Annotated in this window: 14 protein-coding genes and 1 pseudogene; 11 read left to right on the top strand and 4 right to left on the bottom strand. The window is 41.1% G+C overall.

Going from position 1 to position 20,054, the window contains the following annotated elements; genetic code table 11:
* The first annotated feature begins 15 nt into the window (after nt 1–15).
* The gene (locus N4599_RS09100) at nt 16–2,883 is read left to right on the top strand and encodes a GH25 family lysozyme (protein WP_260899238.1); all 2,868 of its coding nucleotides are present in this window, start codon (nt 16–18) and stop codon (nt 2,881–2,883) included.
* Nucleotides 2,884–3,015: 132 nt separating this feature from the next.
* Here the strand turns inward: N4599_RS09100 and N4599_RS09105 are convergent, their stop codons facing one another.
* Both N4599_RS09105 and N4599_RS09110 read right to left on the bottom strand, forming a co-directional pair.
* On the bottom strand, nt 3,016–3,444 hold the full coding sequence (locus N4599_RS09105; RefSeq protein WP_260899240.1) for a hypothetical protein: 429 nt from the start codon (nt 3,442–3,444) through the stop codon (nt 3,016–3,018).
* 144 nt (nt 3,445–3,588) lie between these two features.
* Entirely contained in the window at nt 3,589–4,854 is a 1,266-nt protein-coding gene (locus N4599_RS09110; RefSeq protein WP_260899242.1) for an LCP family protein, read from the bottom strand.
* A gap of 216 nt (nt 4,855–5,070) precedes the next feature.
* Here N4599_RS09110 and N4599_RS09115 point away from each other — a divergent pair, with 216 nt between their 5' ends.
* The 4 genes from N4599_RS09115 to N4599_RS09130 all read left to right on the top strand — a co-directional run bounded on the left by N4599_RS09115 (nt 5,071) and on the right by N4599_RS09130 (nt 11,743).
* The gene (locus tag N4599_RS09115) at nt 5,071–7,989 is read left to right on the top strand and encodes an LTA synthase family protein (protein ID WP_260899244.1); all 2,919 of its coding nucleotides are present in this window, start codon (nt 5,071–5,073) and stop codon (nt 7,987–7,989) included.
* 214 nt (nt 7,990–8,203) lie between these two features.
* Complete coding sequence (locus N4599_RS09120; protein WP_260902532.1) at nt 8,204–9,781, top strand: peptide chain release factor 3; 1,578 nt, start codon at nt 8,204–8,206, stop codon at nt 9,779–9,781.
* 149 nt (nt 9,782–9,930) lie between these two features.
* Nucleotides 9,931–11,136, top strand: coding sequence for a polymerase (locus N4599_RS09125; protein ID WP_260899246.1), 1,206 nt, complete (start codon nt 9,931–9,933; stop codon nt 11,134–11,136).
* Nucleotides 11,123–11,743, top strand: a complete 621-nt coding sequence (locus tag N4599_RS09130; RefSeq protein ID WP_260899248.1) for a YveK family protein — start codon at nt 11,123–11,125, stop codon at nt 11,741–11,743. Before N4599_RS09125 ends, N4599_RS09130 begins: the two co-directional genes overlap by 14 nt.
* A 40-nt stretch (nt 11,744–11,783) precedes the next feature.
* On the opposite strand, the pseudogene N4599_RS09995 reads toward N4599_RS09130, so the two are convergent.
* Nucleotides 11,784–13,025: pseudogene (locus N4599_RS09995) on the bottom strand (transposase).
* A 230-nt stretch (nt 13,026–13,255) separates the two neighbouring features.
* On the opposite strand from N4599_RS09995, the gene N4599_RS09140 reads away from it, so the two are divergent.
* The 4 genes from N4599_RS09140 (at nt 13,256) to N4599_RS09155 (ending at nt 18,340) form a co-directional block, all read left to right on the top strand.
* A complete protein-coding gene (locus N4599_RS09140) occupies nt 13,256–14,302 on the top strand; it encodes a D52 family tumor protein (protein WP_260899251.1) in 1,047 nt (348 codons plus the stop codon).
* Nucleotides 14,303–14,312: 10 nt separating this feature from the next.
* The gene (locus N4599_RS09145) at nt 14,313–16,268 is read left to right on the top strand and encodes an McrB family protein (protein ID WP_260899253.1); all 1,956 of its coding nucleotides are present in this window, start codon (nt 14,313–14,315) and stop codon (nt 16,266–16,268) included.
* On the top strand, nt 16,258–17,982 hold the full coding sequence (locus N4599_RS09150) for a nuclease domain-containing protein (RefSeq protein WP_260899255.1): 1,725 nt from the start codon (nt 16,258–16,260) through the stop codon (nt 17,980–17,982). The genes N4599_RS09145 and N4599_RS09150 overlap by 11 nt, the downstream gene beginning before the upstream one ends.
* Before the next feature lie 79 nt (nt 17,983–18,061).
* Nucleotides 18,062–18,340: a helix-turn-helix domain-containing protein gene (locus N4599_RS09155; protein ID WP_260899257.1), complete on the top strand. Its 279-nt coding sequence runs from the start codon at nt 18,062–18,064 to the stop codon at nt 18,338–18,340.
* A gap of 296 nt (nt 18,341–18,636) precedes the next feature.
* Here N4599_RS09155 and N4599_RS09160 read toward each other — a convergent pair whose 3' ends face one another.
* On the bottom strand, nt 18,637–19,143 hold the full coding sequence (locus tag N4599_RS09160) for a cupin domain-containing protein (RefSeq protein WP_260899259.1): 507 nt from the start codon (nt 19,141–19,143) through the stop codon (nt 18,637–18,639).
* A 335-nt stretch (nt 19,144–19,478) separates the two neighbouring features.
* Between N4599_RS09160 and N4599_RS09165 the strand changes: the two genes are divergently transcribed.
* Nucleotides 19,479–19,667, top strand: a complete 189-nt coding sequence (locus N4599_RS09165; RefSeq protein ID WP_260898847.1) for a hypothetical protein — start codon at nt 19,479–19,481, stop codon at nt 19,665–19,667.
* Nucleotides 19,657–20,013: an IS66 family insertion sequence element accessory protein TnpB gene (gene tnpB / locus N4599_RS09170; RefSeq protein WP_260898845.1), complete on the top strand. Its 357-nt coding sequence runs from the start codon at nt 19,657–19,659 to the stop codon at nt 20,011–20,013. Before N4599_RS09165 ends, tnpB begins: the two co-directional genes overlap by 11 nt.
* Nucleotides 20,014–20,054 lie beyond the last annotated feature (41 nt).

Below are 20,054 nucleotides of genomic sequence, written 5' to 3' on the forward strand. Positions count from 1 at the left end.
AGGAAGGAAGTTAAGATGGAAGCCAAGAAACGGTTTAAATTATACAAAAGCGGGAAATTGTGGTGCTGTGCAGCAGTCGCCTTTGGGGTAATGGCGTTTGGTACGGTTAATGGACAGGCCGATGATGTCACGCCAGCTACTACGACGAGCCAGGTCAGTGCGGCGGCTAGTCAAGTTGCAACCCCAACAGCCAGCACTGATTCGACGACCAACGCGACGCCGGAAAGTACCGTTACGGCTGGTACGCAAACCAGCGGCACAGCGGCTAATGACAAGACGACCGCAAAGAGTGCGACCGCTGCTGCAACGACGACCCTGAATGTTCAGCAAGTGAGTGCCACACCAGTCAGTGCTAATGCCGTGACGACGGCGGCCTATGCAGCAAGCAACAATTTATCCACTGCGGACACGATAGACATCTCGGCCTACCAGCCGAACATTTCCGAAGAAACGTTCCGGCAGTACCACAACCAGGGAATCAACAATGTTGTGGTCAAGCTGTCGGAAAGTACCGGCTGGACCAGTGGGCCCGCCCAACAGCAGGTTTCCCGGGCCCAGGCGGCGGGGATGACGGTCTCGGCTTACCACTTTGTGCGCTTTACGACTGCTGCACAGGCTCAAGCAGAGGCCCAGCTCTTTGCCCGGACGGCTCGTGCGGTTGGGTTGGGGAATGATACGCTGATGATTGCGGACGTCGAAAGCGTTCCCCAGACACAATACGCGGGGATTGTCAACAACTTGAATGTCTTCTGGCAAACGCTGAGTTCGCTGGGCTTCAATAACCACGGGGTCTACACCGGTCTGTACTATGACCAGCAGTACAACGTTAGCTCCACGGTCGGTAAGGCCCGGACCTGGGTTGCCATGTACTACCTGGACTACTCCGCTAATGCAACCCGGAGTAACTACATACGGAGCTTGGGCTACGGGGCTTGGCAGTATACTGACAGATGGAATGGTATTGATGGCTCCATTGACTTTGGGATGTTTGCAAACTATGCCGGCCACCAGACGACTAGTGCAGCGAACTTGGATAACTTTAGTATTAACGCCAATAACAACACCCTCGATGTTGCCGGCTGGTTTGCTGATAACAACAATCAGGGGAAGGGCAACCGTTATGTGATTTTACTGGATCAGGACAACGGTAACCGGGAACTGGTCCGGCAACAGGTTCAGGCAGTGAGCCGTCCAGATGTTGCCAATGCTTATCCTGATATTTATGGTACTAATAATTCCGGTTTCAACGCTAGTTTTGCCTTAACTGGTAGCTTGGCAGATGCAATTGCTAACGGTCATCATATTAGAGTTCTAATCCGCTACACTAGCTCGGCTGATGGTAATAGCGACTACAATGACCACACCTTTGATGGGGCAGTACTGAACAAGAACGTCGCCTTCTTAGATAATATGACGACTAGTGCCGCTGGAATCTATGTTGCCGGTTGGCATGCGGCTGACCAGAGTATTAATCGACCATACCATTACGTCATTTTGTATGATGCTACCACTAAATCTGAAATCGCACGGCAACAGATTGACAGCATTAACCGAAAAGATGTTGAACGTGTCAATTCGGACGTTTACAACAGTGCTAATTCAGGGTTCAGTGCCAATTTCTTGATGAATACTGCCCTCCGAACAGCAATTCAAAATGGTGATGCCATTCAAGTGATCAGTCGCTATACTGATGATGCTAATGGGGATGGCAATATGGTTGACTACTGGTTTGCCCCGCAGTCTTATAACCAGAACCAGGCTTGCATAGATGACTTTAGTATCTACAACAATCAGTTACGGGTCACTGGCTGGCATGCGGCAGATCAGTCGGTGGTAGAACCAATTCAGTGGATTATCTTGATTGATAACCAAACTGGAAAAGAAATTACACGAGCCAAGGCTATTACGACTAGTCGTAGTGATATCCAAGCAGTTTATCCTAATATTTTAAATGCTAATAATTCCGGTTTCACTGCTAGTTTCGATATTGTAAATATTCCCGCATTGCGTGCTGCAATTCTGGCGGGTCATTCACTAAAAGCGGTTGCTCGGTATTCTGATGATAATCAGTGGGGTGAAGGGCACCGGGTAGATTACTGGTTTAACAATAATGTCAAGAATTTCTATAATAGCCAGAGTGCCCAACAGCTTGAAACATTTGGTGTCAATGGTAATAATATTGTAGCCACTGGTTGGTATGCGGATAGCAGGAGCGTGGCTGCCAAGGCAATGTACATTATCCTATTTGATGCAACCACTAATCACGAGTTAGGGCGGCAAAAAGTAAATTCTTCTGATTGCCAACGTCCGGATATTGCTAGTTCAAACAGTAGTATTGCTAACGCAGAGATGAGTGGCTTCAAGGCTAGTTTCAGCATTAGTAATCCTAATATTGCGCAAGCACTCAAGAATGGGGACCGTCTTCAAGTTGTTGCGCGGTACACTGATGATGAGCAATGGGGAGAAGGCAATTACGCCCAATACTGGTTTGCACCACAGAGCCTCCAGAGTAACGAGGGCTTCTTAGACTCCATGCGGGTCAATAGTAACGGTAGTATTCAGGCTACTGGTTGGCATGCTAGTAATCAAGTAGCTGGCCGACCGTACCACTACGTAATTCTATACGACGCAACTACTGGGCATGAGTTAACACGGACTAACGTTGAAAATATTATTCAACGTCCCGACGTTCAAAAAGCATACCCGGGCATTTATAATAGTTTGAATTCAGGATTTAACGTCAACTTTGCTAGTTCTCCGGCTATTCGTCAGGCAATCAATGAAGGCCACAACCTTCAGATTATTGATCGTTATAGTGCTGACAACTATGGTAATAGTGACTACGTAGACTACTGGTTCACTCCGCGGCGTCTATCCCTGTAATATAATATCTATATCTATCTGTTGTATTAAGTTAAAAGCACCTCACAGGTAAACATGTGAACAAACAGAAAAGGCGTCATCAGCAGAAGCCGATGGCGCCTTTTCTAATGTTATTGAGAATGTTTTGAGCGACTACTCTACCATTTTGAGATAGTGTTTCGCCTCAGCAGGCGATAGCTGATAAGTATCGCTAAGGCTACTGAGAATTTCACTTTTAGCAATTCCTAGGTTATGCAGTAGCTTAGCAGTAAGTTTAATGTCTTTTGTTTGCTGGTGGGCTTTTCCTTCTGCTAACCCTTTTTCCATGCCTTCGTTTCGGGCGTCCATCAAGTCCAGTTCGTATTTCATAAAGAGTCGCCGCCTTCCTGGGTCCTGCTTAATTCTATCCATTTCATCGACAATTTGGCTAACAAGGGGGTCGCCTGCAATAACCTGGTTGTGCATGAGTTTAAGGAAAACTTGTAGCTTTATATTATCACGAAAATTAGTTGCTTTGGCATTAAAAACGATTAGTTGTTGTCCTGTTCCGGCAGCTAATTGGCAATTGTCAGCCGCTTCCACTTAGCAGCAGCCATTTGCAATTATTCTTCTCGATTTATCATCTAACTTCCTCCTTGTACTAATTAAATACGGGAGAATGATGAGATTGCATGATATTAGCATTACTAAAAAGCAAGCCACCCAAACGTAGCTTGCTTTTATTACTTAGTATTCAGCTTCAAATGATGAGGAACGAGTTCGGGATGAACTTGAGTGTCCACCAGAAACCGTATCGTTGCCATTCCCGCTGCCGGGGTCGTTGTAAGAAGCACCGCCAGGCAGGATAAAGTCAGTGTTGTTATAGCCGTCGTAGTTTGGCTGGGACTTGTACATCCGGGTTTCGTGGTTGGTTACCGTTACCGGCTTCAAGCCGAGCTGCTTCCGGACCAGTTTGGAAATTCGGTTGATCTCCTTTGGGCTGGCGATTTGGAAGGAAACCCCGTCAATCGTGGCGTTTTGCCCTTGGAAGTGGTAAGTAGAGACGTTATTCATCGCGCTGTGGTAATTACCATATAAGGTGGCAATGTCATCAATTGGGATGTTGGTCTTTACCCCGTCCCCAACGGCGTCCATGATCTTGTTGGCCGAGCTGATGGAGCCGGACTTCTTAAACTTGGTGATGACACTCGACAAGATTTGTTGCTGCCGTTTCTGCCGGCCATAATCGTTATTCGGGTCCTCATAGCGCATCCGGGAATACTTTAGTGCTTGTTCCCCATTCAGGTGTTGCTTGCCCTTCTTGAAGTGGTGCCCCTCGTAAGTGAAGGCAAACGGGTTATCAACCTCGACGCCGCCGAGGGAGTTAACGACCTTCTTGAGGACGCCCATGTTGATGACCGCATAGTAGTCGATTGGCACATCAAGCAGTTCACTGACCTGCTTAACGGTCTGCTTAGGACCGCCAATCGAGTAAGCGGCGTTGATTTTGACGTAATCAGCACCATCATCGGTGTTGACCCGGACTAAGGTATCCCGGGGGATACTGGTCATCGTGATCCGTTTCGTTTTGGGGTTGATGGTAAATAACTCAATTGAGTCGGTGTTACCTCCCTTGTTTCCCCGGTCGAGAGCCCCGACGTCGGTCCCCATGGCGAGGACGGAAACGGGTTCACCCTTTTGGAGTTTCTTGCTGATTTTGCCATCACCGTTACTAAAGACTCCGGTTGCCATCTGGTGGACTTTGTGGTATTCGTACAGGCCGCCGGCAGCCACGAGGACGATCAGCAGCCAGATTAACCACTTCATCCATTTAGGCGCGTGGTAGTGGTGCTTTTCAGGAACCGGCGGCGGGGTTGGTCGTCCGCCCCCTTGCAGGTGTGGGCGTCGGTGGTGGTGCTCGTGCGGCTCGCTATGATGAGCATTTTCGTAGATTTTCTTTTCTAGTCTTTTACGGTATTCTTCGCGCGATTCGCGATGATCGTTATTGTCCATTACAAATGTACCCCTGTAAATTATTTCTAACGTTACCTAATATAGCAAAGAATGTTGGGGCAATTCAATGCCATAATAGTAGTTTAACTTTTCCATAAACTTTTATAAAGACTCTCCGGAAAAATTTCGTAATTGCGACTCGTTGATTTCTAAACTTGAAGAAAGAAAATGTTTAGGTGATAATAGTTTAGATAATCAAAAAGAGGAATCTAAGAAATGCGAAAAGTGAAGAGCAACCTGATTTGGATAGTAATTTTATTTTGGCTTGGTGGAGCACAGGTTTACTGGAACTTAGCCCCACATCTTGCAAGCTATAATACGGCGAGCTTGCATACCAGCGCGTACCTAATCCTAAAGGGGCTGACCTTGGTTGGCCCCGACCTGCTGGTCATCCTGCTGGGGTACTATGTTTACCATTGTTCACATAAAGAGTCAATGGTGATTACAACCTGGCTAAACACGCTGGTACTGGGTTGCCTGCTTAGCCTGATGATTGCGTTAACGAACAACGACATCAGCTATTACCCATTGACGATTTATAGTAGTATGCTACCAGTTCTTCGGAATTCTTATCCTCTAATTACAGGAATTATGCTGGGGATAGTTGCTTCTAGTATTATTTCTTCAAAGCCCCCAAAGCAGCGGCAGTTAGTAGCACTGCTTTGGGGTATTCTCGCTGTGCCGTTCTTTAACCCGGTTAATGTGTGGGGGTGGAACGATAATTTTTTGGCGCTATTCTACGCTTGCCTGTTTATTCTGGGCGGTAATTTGAAACCCGCCAAGAAGCTCTGGCAGTGGGGCGGCTTCGCTTTTGCTAGTTTAAGTGCTGCTCTGCTCATCCAAGGATTAATGCCCTTTCTTAGCCTTGACGGCTCGACCATCAATCGTTTTACGACGGTTACCAATGTTCTGAATGTGGTAACGGCATATATGATAGCTGGACTGCTGGTCAATGTGCTGGTAAAGCCGGTGCCTAATTACCTCTTATCTGTAGCCGTTATTTTAACAAATAGTTCTGTGCTCGCTGTATTAGCCGCACTTGCTGACGAAAAAATAGTTGCTCATTCTACAGTCCGGACCGCAGTGCTGACTGTAATAGTAATCGCTCTTGCCCTTTGTATTGCGGGAGCATGGCAGTGGCTTCTGCACAGACGGTGGGCGCGAAGAATAATTCAGCGGATTGACCAATTTGCGTCACAAGATTTTGCTGGACAAAGAGTAGCAGTAAGGAAGACACTAAGGAAACTTGACCCAGATTTAATGTTAGCTGCTATTTCCTATATTGTAGCGGTTGCTTCAATGTTGCTGATGAATGATAGCTGGCGAATTCAGCCGAACGTCGGCCCGGACTACAATATTATTACTTACGCCTTTACACAACGGGGGCTACTGTTATTGCTGGCAACACTCCTCATCTTCACGGTCGTTAAGTTTATTCAGGCGATCAGCAAGCGGTACTGGCTTAGCCTGGCGGTTGTGATTATGATTAGTTGCGCCTTTATAATTGCCAACCGTGAAAAGATTGCTGCTCGTAACGAACCGCTTTTGCCATCGGATATGGCAATGGTAAGGGTAGCGGGAAGCCTTTTTGGAATGGTTGCTCCGGCTCTTTGGATTGGTGTTGGAACGGGACTGGTTATCTTAGTCGGGCTGGTTTATTGGCTGGAAAAGAAGCACCCGGTCGAGCTGGCGTTTAAGAAATACTGGCGACTGACTTATCTCCTACTAGCACCGTTCCTCTTTGCCAGTTGTTTGTTTTGGAACCATTCTGGGACACCATTGAATAACCTCTTAACGTCCTTGGGTGACCAGCCAATGTTTTACAACCAGTTAAGTGGTGCACGGATTAACGGCCCACTAATTCAGTTTATGAATAACGTTGACGTCAGGGTGATGGATCAGCCCGCTGGCTATTCTCGAGCCCGGATGGAACAGATTGTTAACAAGTATCAGAAACAGGCGGGAAGGATTAACAACCACCGGCAAAATGAGCTATCCCAGCAGACGGTTATTTTCAACCTGAGTGAAAGTTTCTCTGACCCGAACCGAGTTCCGGGAGTTAAGCTGAAAAGCAACCCAATCCCTGCAATCAAGGAATTGCAAAAAAATAATACAGGGGGGGTGATGATTAGTTCTGGCTATGGTGGTGGAACGGCCAACATGGAATATATGACCTTGACGGGTTATAGTATCAGTAACTTTTCGCCGACCCTGCCAGTTCCGTATACCCAGCTGGTTAATAAGCTGAAGGCCAACCCTTCCATCGTGGATAGCTTTAACCACGCGGTGGCTATTCACCCGTATATCGGTACCTTTTATAACCGAACGAGTGTCTACCAGAAATTTGGCTTTGATCAGTTTTTCTACCTGGGGAGCAAGGATAAGATTAGACACCAGTACCGAATCGATAACAGCCCCTACCTGTCTGACCAGACTGCTTACCAAAACGTTTTTGACCAGTTAAAATCCTACCGTCATGGTCAATTTATTAACCTGGTGACTATGCAAAACCACTTCCCGTATTCCGATAATTACTATCGGCACCTTAATCGCTACCGGTCCGTCGGTGTGTCAAACGGTACCAGTGCCAATGAGGTTGACGAGTTTAGCACCGAAATTCACTATACTAATAACGCTGTTAAGCACTTTATCAAGCAGATTGATGGGATTAACCGGCCAATTACGATTGTTTTTTACGGTGACCACTTGCCGGGAATCTACCAGAATAACATGGCAAAAGATGGGGTAAAATTGCACGAGACCGAGTACTTTATTTACTCTAATAAGTATGCTCGGGCCCATGGTGCGAAGAACTTTAAGCAAGGCACGGCGGTAGTAAGTCCCAACGACTTTATTGCCATGGTTGCCAAACAAACTAATTCCAAGGTTACTTGGTATCAAGCGTTATTAACAGATGTCTTTGAAAAGCTTCCAGCGATGGCAAAAAACGTGGAGGCCAAGGGTGATGTTAATACAGCCAAAGCGGTAGCACGCACAGACTTTGTCAATGATCAGGGTAAGCTGGTTAAGGAAAGCAGCCTGACTAAGCAGCAAAAGCAGCTGCTACAAGATTACCGTCTCGTCCAGTATGACGTCACTGCGGGCAAGAAATACATGTTGAAATATTTGAAGTAGAGACTAACCCTGTGTCGTTTGGCACGGGGTTATTTTTATTAGGTGGACGGTAGTTGAAAAATGAGCTCTTTTCCTGAAAAAATCACTATTATTAGCCGGAATCGTTATAATAATACCGGTGATTTAACCTTACGCCCGATTGCTTTACGCCCCAGAATATCTTAAAATATAAAAGATATTGCGCAATTTTAAATATGAAAGGAAAATACTGATGATGTCACCAAAACAGCTTGCTGAAGCAGTGAATAAGCGGCGGACGTTCGCTATCATTTCGCACCCGGACGCGGGGAAGACGACGATTACCGAACAGCTCCTTCTTTTCGGGGGTGTAGTCCGGGAAGCTGGGACCGTTAAAGCCCGGAAGACCGGTAACTTTGCCAAGTCTGACTGGATGGAAATCGAAAAGAAGCGGGGAATCTCCGTCACTTCTTCCGTCATGCAGTTCGATTTTCAGGGTAAGCGGATCAATATTCTGGATACTCCAGGGCACGAAGACTTTTCCGAAGATACCTACCGGACACTGATGGCCGTGGACTCCGCGGTCATGGTGATTGACTCCGCCAAGGGAATCGAGCCGCAGACCAAGAAGCTCTTCCAAATCTGTAAGATGCGGGGAATTCCGATCTTTACCTTCATGAATAAGTTCGACCGGGATGCCCGGGAACCACTTGACCTCCTAAACGAAGTCGAGGACGTTTTGGGAATCGAAACCTACCCGATGAACTGGCCAATCGGATCTGGTCACCAGTTTAAGGGAATCTACGACCGCTTTAACCACCGGGTGGCTCTGACCCACCCAGCAGACCCTGAAAACCCCTACCTGCCGCTGGATGAAGATGGCAACGTTCAGGGTGATAACCCGCTGGCTGGCGATGGTGAATGGCAGGATGCCCTGGACGGGATGGAACTCCTGGAAGTTGCCGGCAACGAATTGGACCGGGATAAGATTGCCAAGGGTGACCAGACACCAGTCTTCTTTGGCTCGGCATTGACGAACTTCGGGGTGCGGACCTTCTTGGAGAACTACCTCCAGTTTGCCCCTGCGCCGGGTGAACACAAGACAGAAGACGGGGAGGTCATCAAGCCGTTGGCACCAGATTTCTCTGGCTTTGTCTTTAAGATTCAGGCCAACATGAACCCGCGGCACCGGGACCGGATTGCCTTTGTGCGGATCTGTTCGGGTGAGTTCGACCGGGGGATGGACGTTATCCTGGAGCGGACCAAGAAGCCGCTCCGCCTGTCAAACGTGACGGAGTTTATGGCGGATACCCGGGAAAACGTCGAAAACGCGGTTGCCGGGGACATTATTGGCCTGTACGATACCGGGAATTTCCAGATCGGGGACTCGATTTACACCGGCAAACAGGACATTAAGTTTGAGAAGCTGCCGCAGTTTACACCGGAACTATTCATGCGGGTTTCGTCCAAGAACGTGATGAAGCAGAAGTCCTTCCACAAGGGGATCAACCAGTTGGTTCAGGAAGGGGCTGTCCAACTGTACCGGTCATACAGCACCAACGATTACATTCTGGGTGCCGTGGGGCAGCTGCAGTTTGAAGTCTTTAAGTTCCGGATGAAGAACGAGTACAACTCGGACGTTGTCATGGAACAAATGGGGAGCAAGACGGCCCGCTGGATCGACCCAGAACAGCTGGACGAGAAGATGTCGTCTTCACGGAACATCCTGGTCAAGGACATCCACGACCAGCCACTCTTCCTGTTTGAAAACCAGTTTGCCGAAAACTGGTTCAAGCAGAAGTACCCGGACGTAAAGCTGACGGCGAAGTTGTAGGGGGGATATGACAATATTACCGGATAACTTGTTTTAATCAGACGCAATGTGCTAAAATTACTTCTGTTTTTAATTACTCCCACAGCCAGTAGTTATCAAGAATTAAATTAACAAAATTCATTTAACCGTTCTTGAAAGGAGTTAGTAAGTTGGAAAAAAGCAATTCTTTGGTGAAAATTTGGGATTATCCTATTAATGGTCGCCAAGTATATTTTATTGCCTTTATGTTTTACTTTTTACCAACGTTCTTAAGTGAAACAACCTTCTTAACAGAAAATCACTGGTTAAGGATATTGTCTTATGTGTCAGTACCTTTACTTCTTCTTAAAATTTTTGTTTTAGATCGGTGGAAGAAAAAAGAGCTTTTTCTAATATCACTTTTGTTAATCCTTGGGGTGATAGTTTGGCGTACAGCTCACTACCCTGATTTATTAGTAATTGCTCCATTTATTATTGGTGCAAAAGGTGTTAACTTTCGAGACATCATCTGGTGGTACTTTTATTTAACGCTCTTTCTTGTGATGATGGTGATGGTTTTCTCTTTAGTTAAAATAATTCCTAACCTTATATACTATTCTAAGTTAAGACCGACAAGGTATTCACTGGGGATGCTCTACCCGTCGGTTATTGCAGCTCATTATTTTTACTTGGCCTTGGCTTATTGCTACTTAAGGTTTGGCAAGCTAAATGTGATAGACTATTTGTTAATCGTTTCAGGTGACGTTGTTTGCATGCTGCTTACAAATACTAAGTTAGATTTCTTAGCAACGCTTATTATCATACCGGTAATGATCATTGCTCAACGAGCTTTTTTAGGAGGACGATGGGCTAGCATAATAGCTGCCTTTTGGTGGATGGCCACTCCAGTTTCGGCAGCCATTATGATTTTTCTTTCTTATTTCTATAATCCTTCTAATCATCTTCTTAATAGAATCGATTCTTTACTTTCAGGTCGACTTGCGTTAGGTCATCTTGCTTTTGAAAAGTATAATGTGAATCTGTTAGGAAGAACGATCGTTGAACACTCATTTGCAGGGATAAAAGGACTAAAATTTGCCAATGGTAGTATTGGCTCTCCCAGTAACTATTTTTATATCGATTCTTCATACATCCGGATGATTCTATTGTGGGGATTTTTGGCTTTTATTATTGTAATTGCCTGTCTAACATTTATTGCGATTAGGTCAACAGTTCGGAAGACTTTTGTCCTTTCGGCAGTGATTATGGTTTCTTCATTGAGCTTTATGTTTGAACCGCATATCATTCAGATTATTTATAATCCGTTTCTACTAGCCTTGTTATCCAATAGTTATTTCAGTAATCTTTATAAGGGGAATAAGAATGAAAAATACTAAAATTAGTCTAAAAAACATTTCAAAGATTGTTTGGCATAATATTATTTTGATTGTTATTGCAACACTCCTTTTTGGGCTTGCTGGCGGCCTATATGCAAAGCACAAAAAGCATACTGATTATGTGTCGACCCGGAATTTAATGACTAGTAGTTCTTATCGGGGGGCTGCTGCCAATGAGGAGGTTCAAGCTAATATTAATTTAGGAGACACCTATGCCAAAATTGCTGAAAGTAAAGATGTCGCACAGGCTGCCCGTAAGAATTTACCAAAAAGTATTAGAAAAGAATATAATGCAGAGCAGATTAGTTCAATGGTCAAGGCACATCCAATTCCGCAAACTACAATAGTAAAGGTTAGCGTTAAGGCAGATACCGCGAAAGCATCGTCTAAGATTGTCAATGAGGTAACCGCTGCTGCAGCTAAAGAAATTCCAAAGAAGGTTCCTTCAGCTGGGAAGATTTCCCTTTTTGCTAAGGAAACTGTTGCTGATGCACAAAGTAATACTACTCCTTCAACTAAAAAATTCGTGTTGCTTGGTGCAGCAGTAGGTTTCCTGTTAGGAATGGTAGTAGCATTTTCAGTTACTACATGGACTAAGTTAGTTTAAGTTATTTGTTAAAACTTCTTAGAAAAATAGAATAGTTTTGTTAAGCAGCTCGTGCCTGAATTTTGGTGCGGGCTGTTTGCTTATTCTTCCAGTTAATGGCAGTGAGAGGAGAAAACTAATCCTGAAATCGGCGAAGTTCCGAAATCCATAAGCAATCCGCTTAATGACTTTGATTTTATTGTTGGTGCCCTCGACGGGACCGTTAGTATAAGTCTCGTACTTAAAGCTATGGAAAATCTCTTTCTTATGTTGGCGGAGAGTTCACTGCACTTTTTGCAGAGAAGTTGGAACTGTTAAGACGGGAGCCTGGTAGTAGGGATAAGTCTGTGCGAGATTTTCATCAAAATTGAGTAAGCGATGAATAGCTTTGATGTTGGTCAATTGGGTATAGCCAAAGTTGGCTTGCCGTCAGTAGTTAACGTACTTGAGATTACTAGCAGGCGTTAGGATTAGCTTCAAGAAGTGTTTCAGAATTCCTTCACTGGTATGTTTCATTACTTGAATCTGAATTTAATTAAGTGCACGGTAGGCTTGGGCAACGACGTGGAAGTAATCCGCAAGAATGATGGCGTGGTAAAAAGCTCATGAATCAGGTGCCGATAAGGGGATAAATCGACCGTGACGGTCTGGACAGCTAAGCGGGCTGAACGATCGTAGCGGAGAAAGAGCTCTGCTAGTAACGGTTACGCCGGGAGAGAATAATATCTAAGGTTCGATGGTTTTTCAATGTCCATCAAGAACATTCTCATTTCACTGGGGGCCATCTTGCCAGATTTGAAATTATCGAAGGGCGAGTGCCGGGACAGCTAACAGTAGTTGGGTTTGAAGAAGCTATCAAGGTTCATAATGACTCGACGGACTGTCTAGTCAGAAACACCCAGGCTTTTAGCTAGTTTCTTTTAAGATTGGTTGGTCGTCAGAGCATCATCGCCCGTTGCTTAATGGCCTAGGCAATGTGGTTGCGACTTTGGCTGTGACGAAGCTGGTAACTGTGGTAGGACAATTATCAGAAAGCCTACCGAAGTATTTTTATTTCCTAATGGATCAGATAGTGGGCTGAAGCTATGGGCCAAGGGCATTAACTGTCTCAGAGCCATTTTTAGGTGTTGGCTGACTATAGCGCGGACAACGTAATGGGTAAAATTGAATGAAGTGTAACAATCCAGTCGTCCTGGTCTTCAACCGGTTCAGTGAAATGCTTCTCATCTAATCCTGGGTGATAATATTTAACTCCTAAGGCAACTTTGGTAGAATAATCCGCGAAAGATGGCCCTTTCTTAATGACGAAGAGGTGGTGCAACTATCTTTCGTTTTTATTTTAAATTGTAGAACCCTAACTGTAAGAGGGCGTGAGTTACTGAAGAAGCATAAATTATGTTCTTTTTATACCAGTATGTAACATTGTAAATATATTAACTTAGTTAAAAATGCCAAACTTGTTGTATGCGTAATCTGATATAATTATTAATACAACAAATTACAATGTTATTTACAAGGGAAAGGTTTATAAAATTGAAAATAGATGCGGAATTGGAATTTATTTTACGTCATATGTCTCTAAAAAATTTTATAAGTATAATGCGAAAATCAGGGGGATACTTTGGTGACGCAAAAAAAATAAACAATAAGTATAGAAAATATTTGATAGATAGTCGAATAATAAAACAAACCGTACCAAGAAAAGTATATAATTGCATACTTAGTGAAGTTAGAGCAATAAGTAATGAAACGCTAGAAACAAAATACGATAATACAAAGGAAAATTTATTTCAATTAATCTGTAAAAAATATCTTAGTAAAGAAAATTTAACTGAAATTATATTCGAATATTCTAAACTTAATAATGAAACGCATACACGTAATATAGTAAATCATGAGGGGAAAGAAAATTATCAAAAAAAGTTAAAAAAACTAAAAGAGAAAGTTGGCATAGCTAATGAAGCGAAACAAACTAAAGAGAAATTATTGAGAATAGCGGAAAAAGAAAGGAAGAGGCTAGTAATAGAGAATACTCAAATTCGGTCTGAGCTAAGCAAAAATAAAGAAGAAATTGATTCTCTAAAGAAGTTATTAGCAGCGCATAAAGAAAAAGAGCAGATTGAAAGCGGCAACGAGGTTATAAGCGACTTAAAAAGTGAAAACGGGATTTTAAAACGTAAGTTAAGTTGGACTAAAGAGGCCCTTATAAATAAGACCGGTGAGTGTAAACGAAATCTTAAAGAAATGCAAAAACTTCAAGACAAAATAACAATGCTTGAAACTAAACGTTACTTAATAGTAGGTGTACCCGTGGATTTTAATTTTATAGCATTGAAAATACCTAAAAATATCAAATTAGATATATTTTCAAAACAGAGTAGTAATGAAAATATAAAATCATATGGTACATTTACTGAACTAAAATCAAACTTATCATATCAAATAAGTGAATATGTAAAAGTAATTGCTTTTAATTGTGAAATCCCTAGAGGAGATTTAATGCGATTAGAAAAGCTCTTTGGTACGAGTAGAATGTTATTAATAGATAATGTTGATAATTTAGAAAATATATTAAATTAAGGAGTCAAGTATGAGTCAGTTATATATCGGTGTTTGGAACCATAAAGATCAGTTTGGAAATTTCTCTGAAAATGGCGGGATCTTTTTTGATCGAAATAGTAAGATTATGTTTAATCTTCAAATCTTAAATGCGTCTAGGAGTGAGCTTAGTGATAAGCAAGTTCATGTTTTTCCACGCGAATTAGAAAAGATTTCCTTTCAAGATAACTTTTATGATGACAACGAAACTAGAAGAGAAACGTTAAAAAATTTCATAGAAGGAAAAATATTTATTTTCAAAGTATCAGAAGAGCAACAGGATAATCCTTATGCATACGATATAAAAATGCATATAAAGAATAACGACTTTCATAATGATGATAAGTTCGAAGAAATACCTATTTTAATGGATAGTGAAAATAATTATGAAACTATAAAGAATAAATTAATCAAGGGAGAAACTATTAGGTCACGTGCTGTCAGTATGATAAGCGATAAACTAGATAGTATTAGTTCATTTATGATTACCAAGTCTAGTCATGATGAAAATTGGATACTATTTGAAAATGTTACTGCGTTATCCACAGATGGTATGGAAAGTATCCAGTATCAAAAGCCAAGCGAAAACTTTCCAATTACCGTACGAAGAATTGTTGATGATACTGCTATGGATGGTTACTACTATGATAATGGTGATGATCGTAATATAAATCATAATATTATGTTTGTCCCAACACGTTATTTAAGAGAAAATGACAGTCAACTTGAAAAATTTACAAAAATTGTGACAAGGCGACTAGGATTAACTGAAAATGACAATGAAGGTATTGACGAAAGTAGCCAAGATGTGGATTTGCTATTTTTAAAACAATTTCATGAAGTTATTAAGTCATCTGAGTATCAACTATTGTTAAATGAAGACGACATCATTAAGTTGCATACATCTATTAAATCGAGTTTGTTAACAATATTAGCAGGACTTAGTGGAACCGGTAAATCTAAGATTATTAAGGCTTATGCGGAAGCTCTGGGTATACTCAATGGTGACTTAGGAAAAGGGCAACCTAATGATATTCCAGAAGAAAGGTTTAAATTTATTTCTGTAAAACCGTCATGGCAGGATGACAGTGATTTACTGGGATTTGCTGATACTATAAGTAATAACTTTCGACCAGGCGATTCAGGTATTGTAGATACATTAATTGATGCGAAAAATAACCCTCGTTTTATTTACATTATTGTTTTAGATGAAATGAATTTATCAAGAGTAGAGTACTATTTCTCACAGTTTCTATCTGTTCTAGAGAGAAGTAGTTCTGAGCGCTACCTAACTTTATATAGCAAATATTTAGAAACGAGGCTTTATAATAGTGATAAATACAGTAGTAAAATTTTGATTCCAGAGAATGTTAGGTTTATAGGTACAATGAATATTGATGAGTCAACATTTGAGTTATCAGATAAATTACTTGATAGAACTAATATTATAGAATTGCATACAGTACCTTTTTACAATAAAAAGGATATATCTCATAAGTCTATGAAAGATGTAAAAAGTACAAATACTTGGCATAATTTTGAAGTCGGCTTATTAAACTATTCATCAAATGGAGGCTCATTAACTGAAGAACAATTACAATTCCTTTGGGAATTGCATTCGGAAATTAACGATGAATTACCAAACGTAGGAATTAGTTGGCGAACTATAAGATCAATTGATGCCTATATTAATAAGGTTCCTTCTACTTACGCGAATGATATAGGTAAAATATTAGATTGGCAACTATCTACACGTATTTTAACAAAATTACGAGGGACGGAAAGCATGCTTAATTCTTTGATTTCGTATGATGAAAAAGAAAAAAAGCCAAAAGGGAAAATTATTAATATTTTAGATAAGTATTCTACGTTATCTGACTTTCAAGAAAGCAGAAAAAAATTACTTATTAAATCTAAAGAATTGAAGGTAAATGGTTTTGCTAGATAATATTATCTTGACTGGGGCACATGGTCAAAAAAAGATTTTTCATTTTTCTAAAGATGAAGAACAAATGGATTTTATAGAAATTGAAGAGAACACGGAATGGCAACTTCAATTTCTATCACCACCAAAAGCAAGATTGTATATAGATGGTCTTGACCTTCTTGACGATGAGCGTATTCAAGAAGATGAACACGGCCTTTATATTATTCCTAGTTCTAAACCCTATGTAATTTATAACCATGAAAATAATGATAAAAAATATTTGCCGGGTATTTATAGACTTAAACTGGTGTTGAATAATAATAAATTTTTTAGTTGGCTAAAAATTATATCTAAATTTATTTCTGAAGATGAACTAGTGTTAATGAGACAAGATGTGGAAAATGCTGTAAAGGGATTGTCGAGGATGTTTCAATCTAACATTAATGGTAGTCTTTCTAATTATTCACCGACACTAAGTTTTGAACAATTGCAAGCTTTAAGCATTTTACATGAACAGAGTGTGAAATTTAACCTTAACTGTTTCTTTATTTCAAGTAACCCCAGATATAGTATTGGAAGTTACTATCACTGGACAAGAGATATGAAATATCCGCTTGATAATAATTCTGTTATCAAAATGTCTAAGAGAAAGGAACACGATGTTATCTACAATAAAGACTATAAGATCACTATGAATAGTCCAGAAAATAAAGCTTTGAAAAACAATATTTTGAACATATTTAGGATTGTACAAGAAATAGAAGATGGATTAAAAAAGATAGAAAATATAAAATCGACTTCTGACATAAGGAAAGATCTAATACTTATTAGAAAATATAAAAGTCAATTATCCTTTTTAATTAATAAAACCTGGTTAAAAAATGTTAGTGGTGAAAACGATAATACTTCTATAAATAATGCGTATCTAGATTCTAAATATCTGTTCTTTCGGAAATTATCTTGGAAATTAACTCATATTTCTAATTTTAAACCACAATTTGATCGTCAGTATCAATATTATTGGCGTAGAACTGATTTGTTATATGAAATTTGGGGATTTTTAGAGGTAATAAAAGCATTATGTAAACTTAAATTTACACCCCAAAGTGGTTGGATTTTTGATGGTAGGAATCTTGAATTTCAACCGTTAAAACCAGGGACTTGCGTTTGGTTTGTTGGTAATTTAGCATCGGGCCGGAAAGTTAATTTAAAGGTAAAGTATGATGACGCTATTACTGCGTTAAATGCTACTGAAACATCACAGGAACAACCATTATGGCATGGAGCATCACATAATAGGCCTGACATTCGTGTAGAAATATATGATGCTAGTATGATATTTCAAAATGTAATTGTACTTGACACCAAATATCGAAGACTAAGAGATATTTATAAATTTTCTAAAAGTGGGTCTTTGAATCAGTTAACGTCTTATCGTGACCAACTATTTAGTCCATATCCATTTAAAGATGCTAAATATGCTGGTTGTAAGCAGGTAGTGACTTTGGGCAATCGTCCATCTGCTGTTTTAAATGTAGGGGTACTTTTTCCGGGTAAAATTGTTACTAATGCTGATACCATAAAAAAATATAATGATATTGAGCCTATTCCTACTTTTCCTTCTCGTAATGATAAGAATGCATTATTGGATTTCTTAAGACTAAACTTGGAGTTACAAGATGAAAGATTTAATAAGCTTAGCAAAATATTGAAATTGATAGGAAGAAACGAGTAAGTACATCAGTACTAGTAAGTTAAGTAAAGTGCCCTACAATGTTAGACAAGAAATCTAATGATTGTGGGGCACTTTTCATATGGTCAAATACAAACCCGGATTAAAAGCGCAGATTGTACATGAACATCTTTCAACGTCTCAGAATACTTATGATTTAAGCGAAAAATATCAGATCGACAATCAACGTATCGGTGAATGGGTTCAAAGATATCGAAAGAACGGGATTGATATCTTTAAACCTCGACGACATAAGCGAACATTTACCACCGATTTCAAATTAATTGTGATAGACTACTACCAAACTCATGAGGATTCAATGGCTGAAGTAGCGGCTCGTTTTGACATTTTAACGGCGTAAGTTTCGATATGGCGCTCACAATTTAAACAAAGCGGAATCGCAGCTTTGAAGCCTCACCGAAAGGTAGGCCGTCTAAAATGAAATATGCCAAAAGCAAGCTCGTTAACTCGCCAATAAGAGTAAGTTAGACCGGTTAAAAGAAGAATTAGCGAAGAAGAACCAGGAACTCTATGACACAAAGTTGGAGCGCGATATCTTAAAAAATCACTGTCCCTGTTCGGACCCTCAAAGCCAGAAAGAAAACTTAAATAGTAGATTAAGCCAGGAACGGTCAACCAGCACAGCTAAAAGGCGAGTCATTCCCTTTCACCATCAATCCTCTTATAAGCAAGCTTCTCAATCACATCACAGTTTTGCGGGTACTTAGCCAACAGAGTCTTTTGGTCAAAGATTTCAAAATCATGGTAGTCAAAGCCGGGTGCAACGGCACAACTAACCAGGCTAAAGCCATCTGCGTTGACTGCTGAGCCAAAAATAACGCCGGCTGATACCCGGTACTGGAGTTGTTTGCCCTTGTCCAGATGGGGATCGAGGATGACTTGGCTGGACGAACCATTAGGGTAGAGAATGTAAATCGTAATCGGATCACCAGCATGATAATACCAGAGCTCGTCATGCTTCAGCCGGTGAAAGTGTGATGGCGAACTGGCATCCAGCAAGAAATAGATGGAAGTATAGTAGTAGCGATCCTTATTTACAGTGACCGGTGCAAATGTGTCAGCACTGTGATAAACCTGGCGGTACCAGCCGCCCTCCGGATGGGGCTGAAGATGGAGATAGTTGATGTAATCGGCCTTGTTCATGTCGGTGGACCTCCTCAAATTAATGTGAACATTATACCATTAAGCGGACAACTTTGTTCGTGCTAATTATATTGTTAATTTGCATATCGCATTCTCTCAGTATTTTGAGGGAATGTTTTTTTATGGAAAGTAACGACTAAGAAATTGGAATCAACCAAAAAGTACAACAGAATTCGCTGTTAAAATGAGAGAGGAAGTTGTGTTGCAAAGGTAGGATAGATAAATCATATAATGTACAGAAACGGTTACATGGTAAGCAGTCAATAACAACACGTCTATGAATTATTCAATGTGCCTTCTATACTGAGACTATCCCAGTGTAGGAGGCATTTTTGATGGAAGAAAAATCTGAAATTATTACCCCAGTTTTTAAAAGTAAGGATACCTTTAATAAAAGCAAACGCATGGCCTCGCGGCCCGCAGTAAAAATGGAAGTTAATGATATAAGATTAACTGCTTTCCGCGGAGCTAATCCTAATTTGGTAAGTGAAATAGCTAAGGTGATTGTTCGTTATGCTCATTGATTGGACGGTCCCGGATTATGTCTATCTGGTATGCGGTAAAACGGATTTAAGAAAAGGCATTGATGGTTTAGCAATGGTTATCGCTGAGAACTATGGACTTGAGCTATACAATAATTCTTTATTTCTTTTCTGTGGAAGTAGAAATGATCGGTTCAAAGGATTATTTTGGGATGGTGAAGGATTTATCCTTTTGTACAAACGCTTTGAAAATGGCCGACTTAAGTGGCCCAGGTACAGTCAGGAGGCAAAACAACTATCCAGCAGACAAGTTAAGTGGTTATTAGCAGGACTTAATCCGCTTCCGGTAAAGCAAATTAAGCCTGCCAAACCCGGTAGTTTTTATTAGATCACTCCTTTTTAAAATGATGGTTCTTTGGTATAATATCA

It is taken from the genome of Limosilactobacillus oris, from assembly GCF_025311495.1.
In the GTDB taxonomy this organism is placed as follows: domain Bacteria; phylum Bacillota; class Bacilli; order Lactobacillales; family Lactobacillaceae; genus Limosilactobacillus; species Limosilactobacillus oris_A.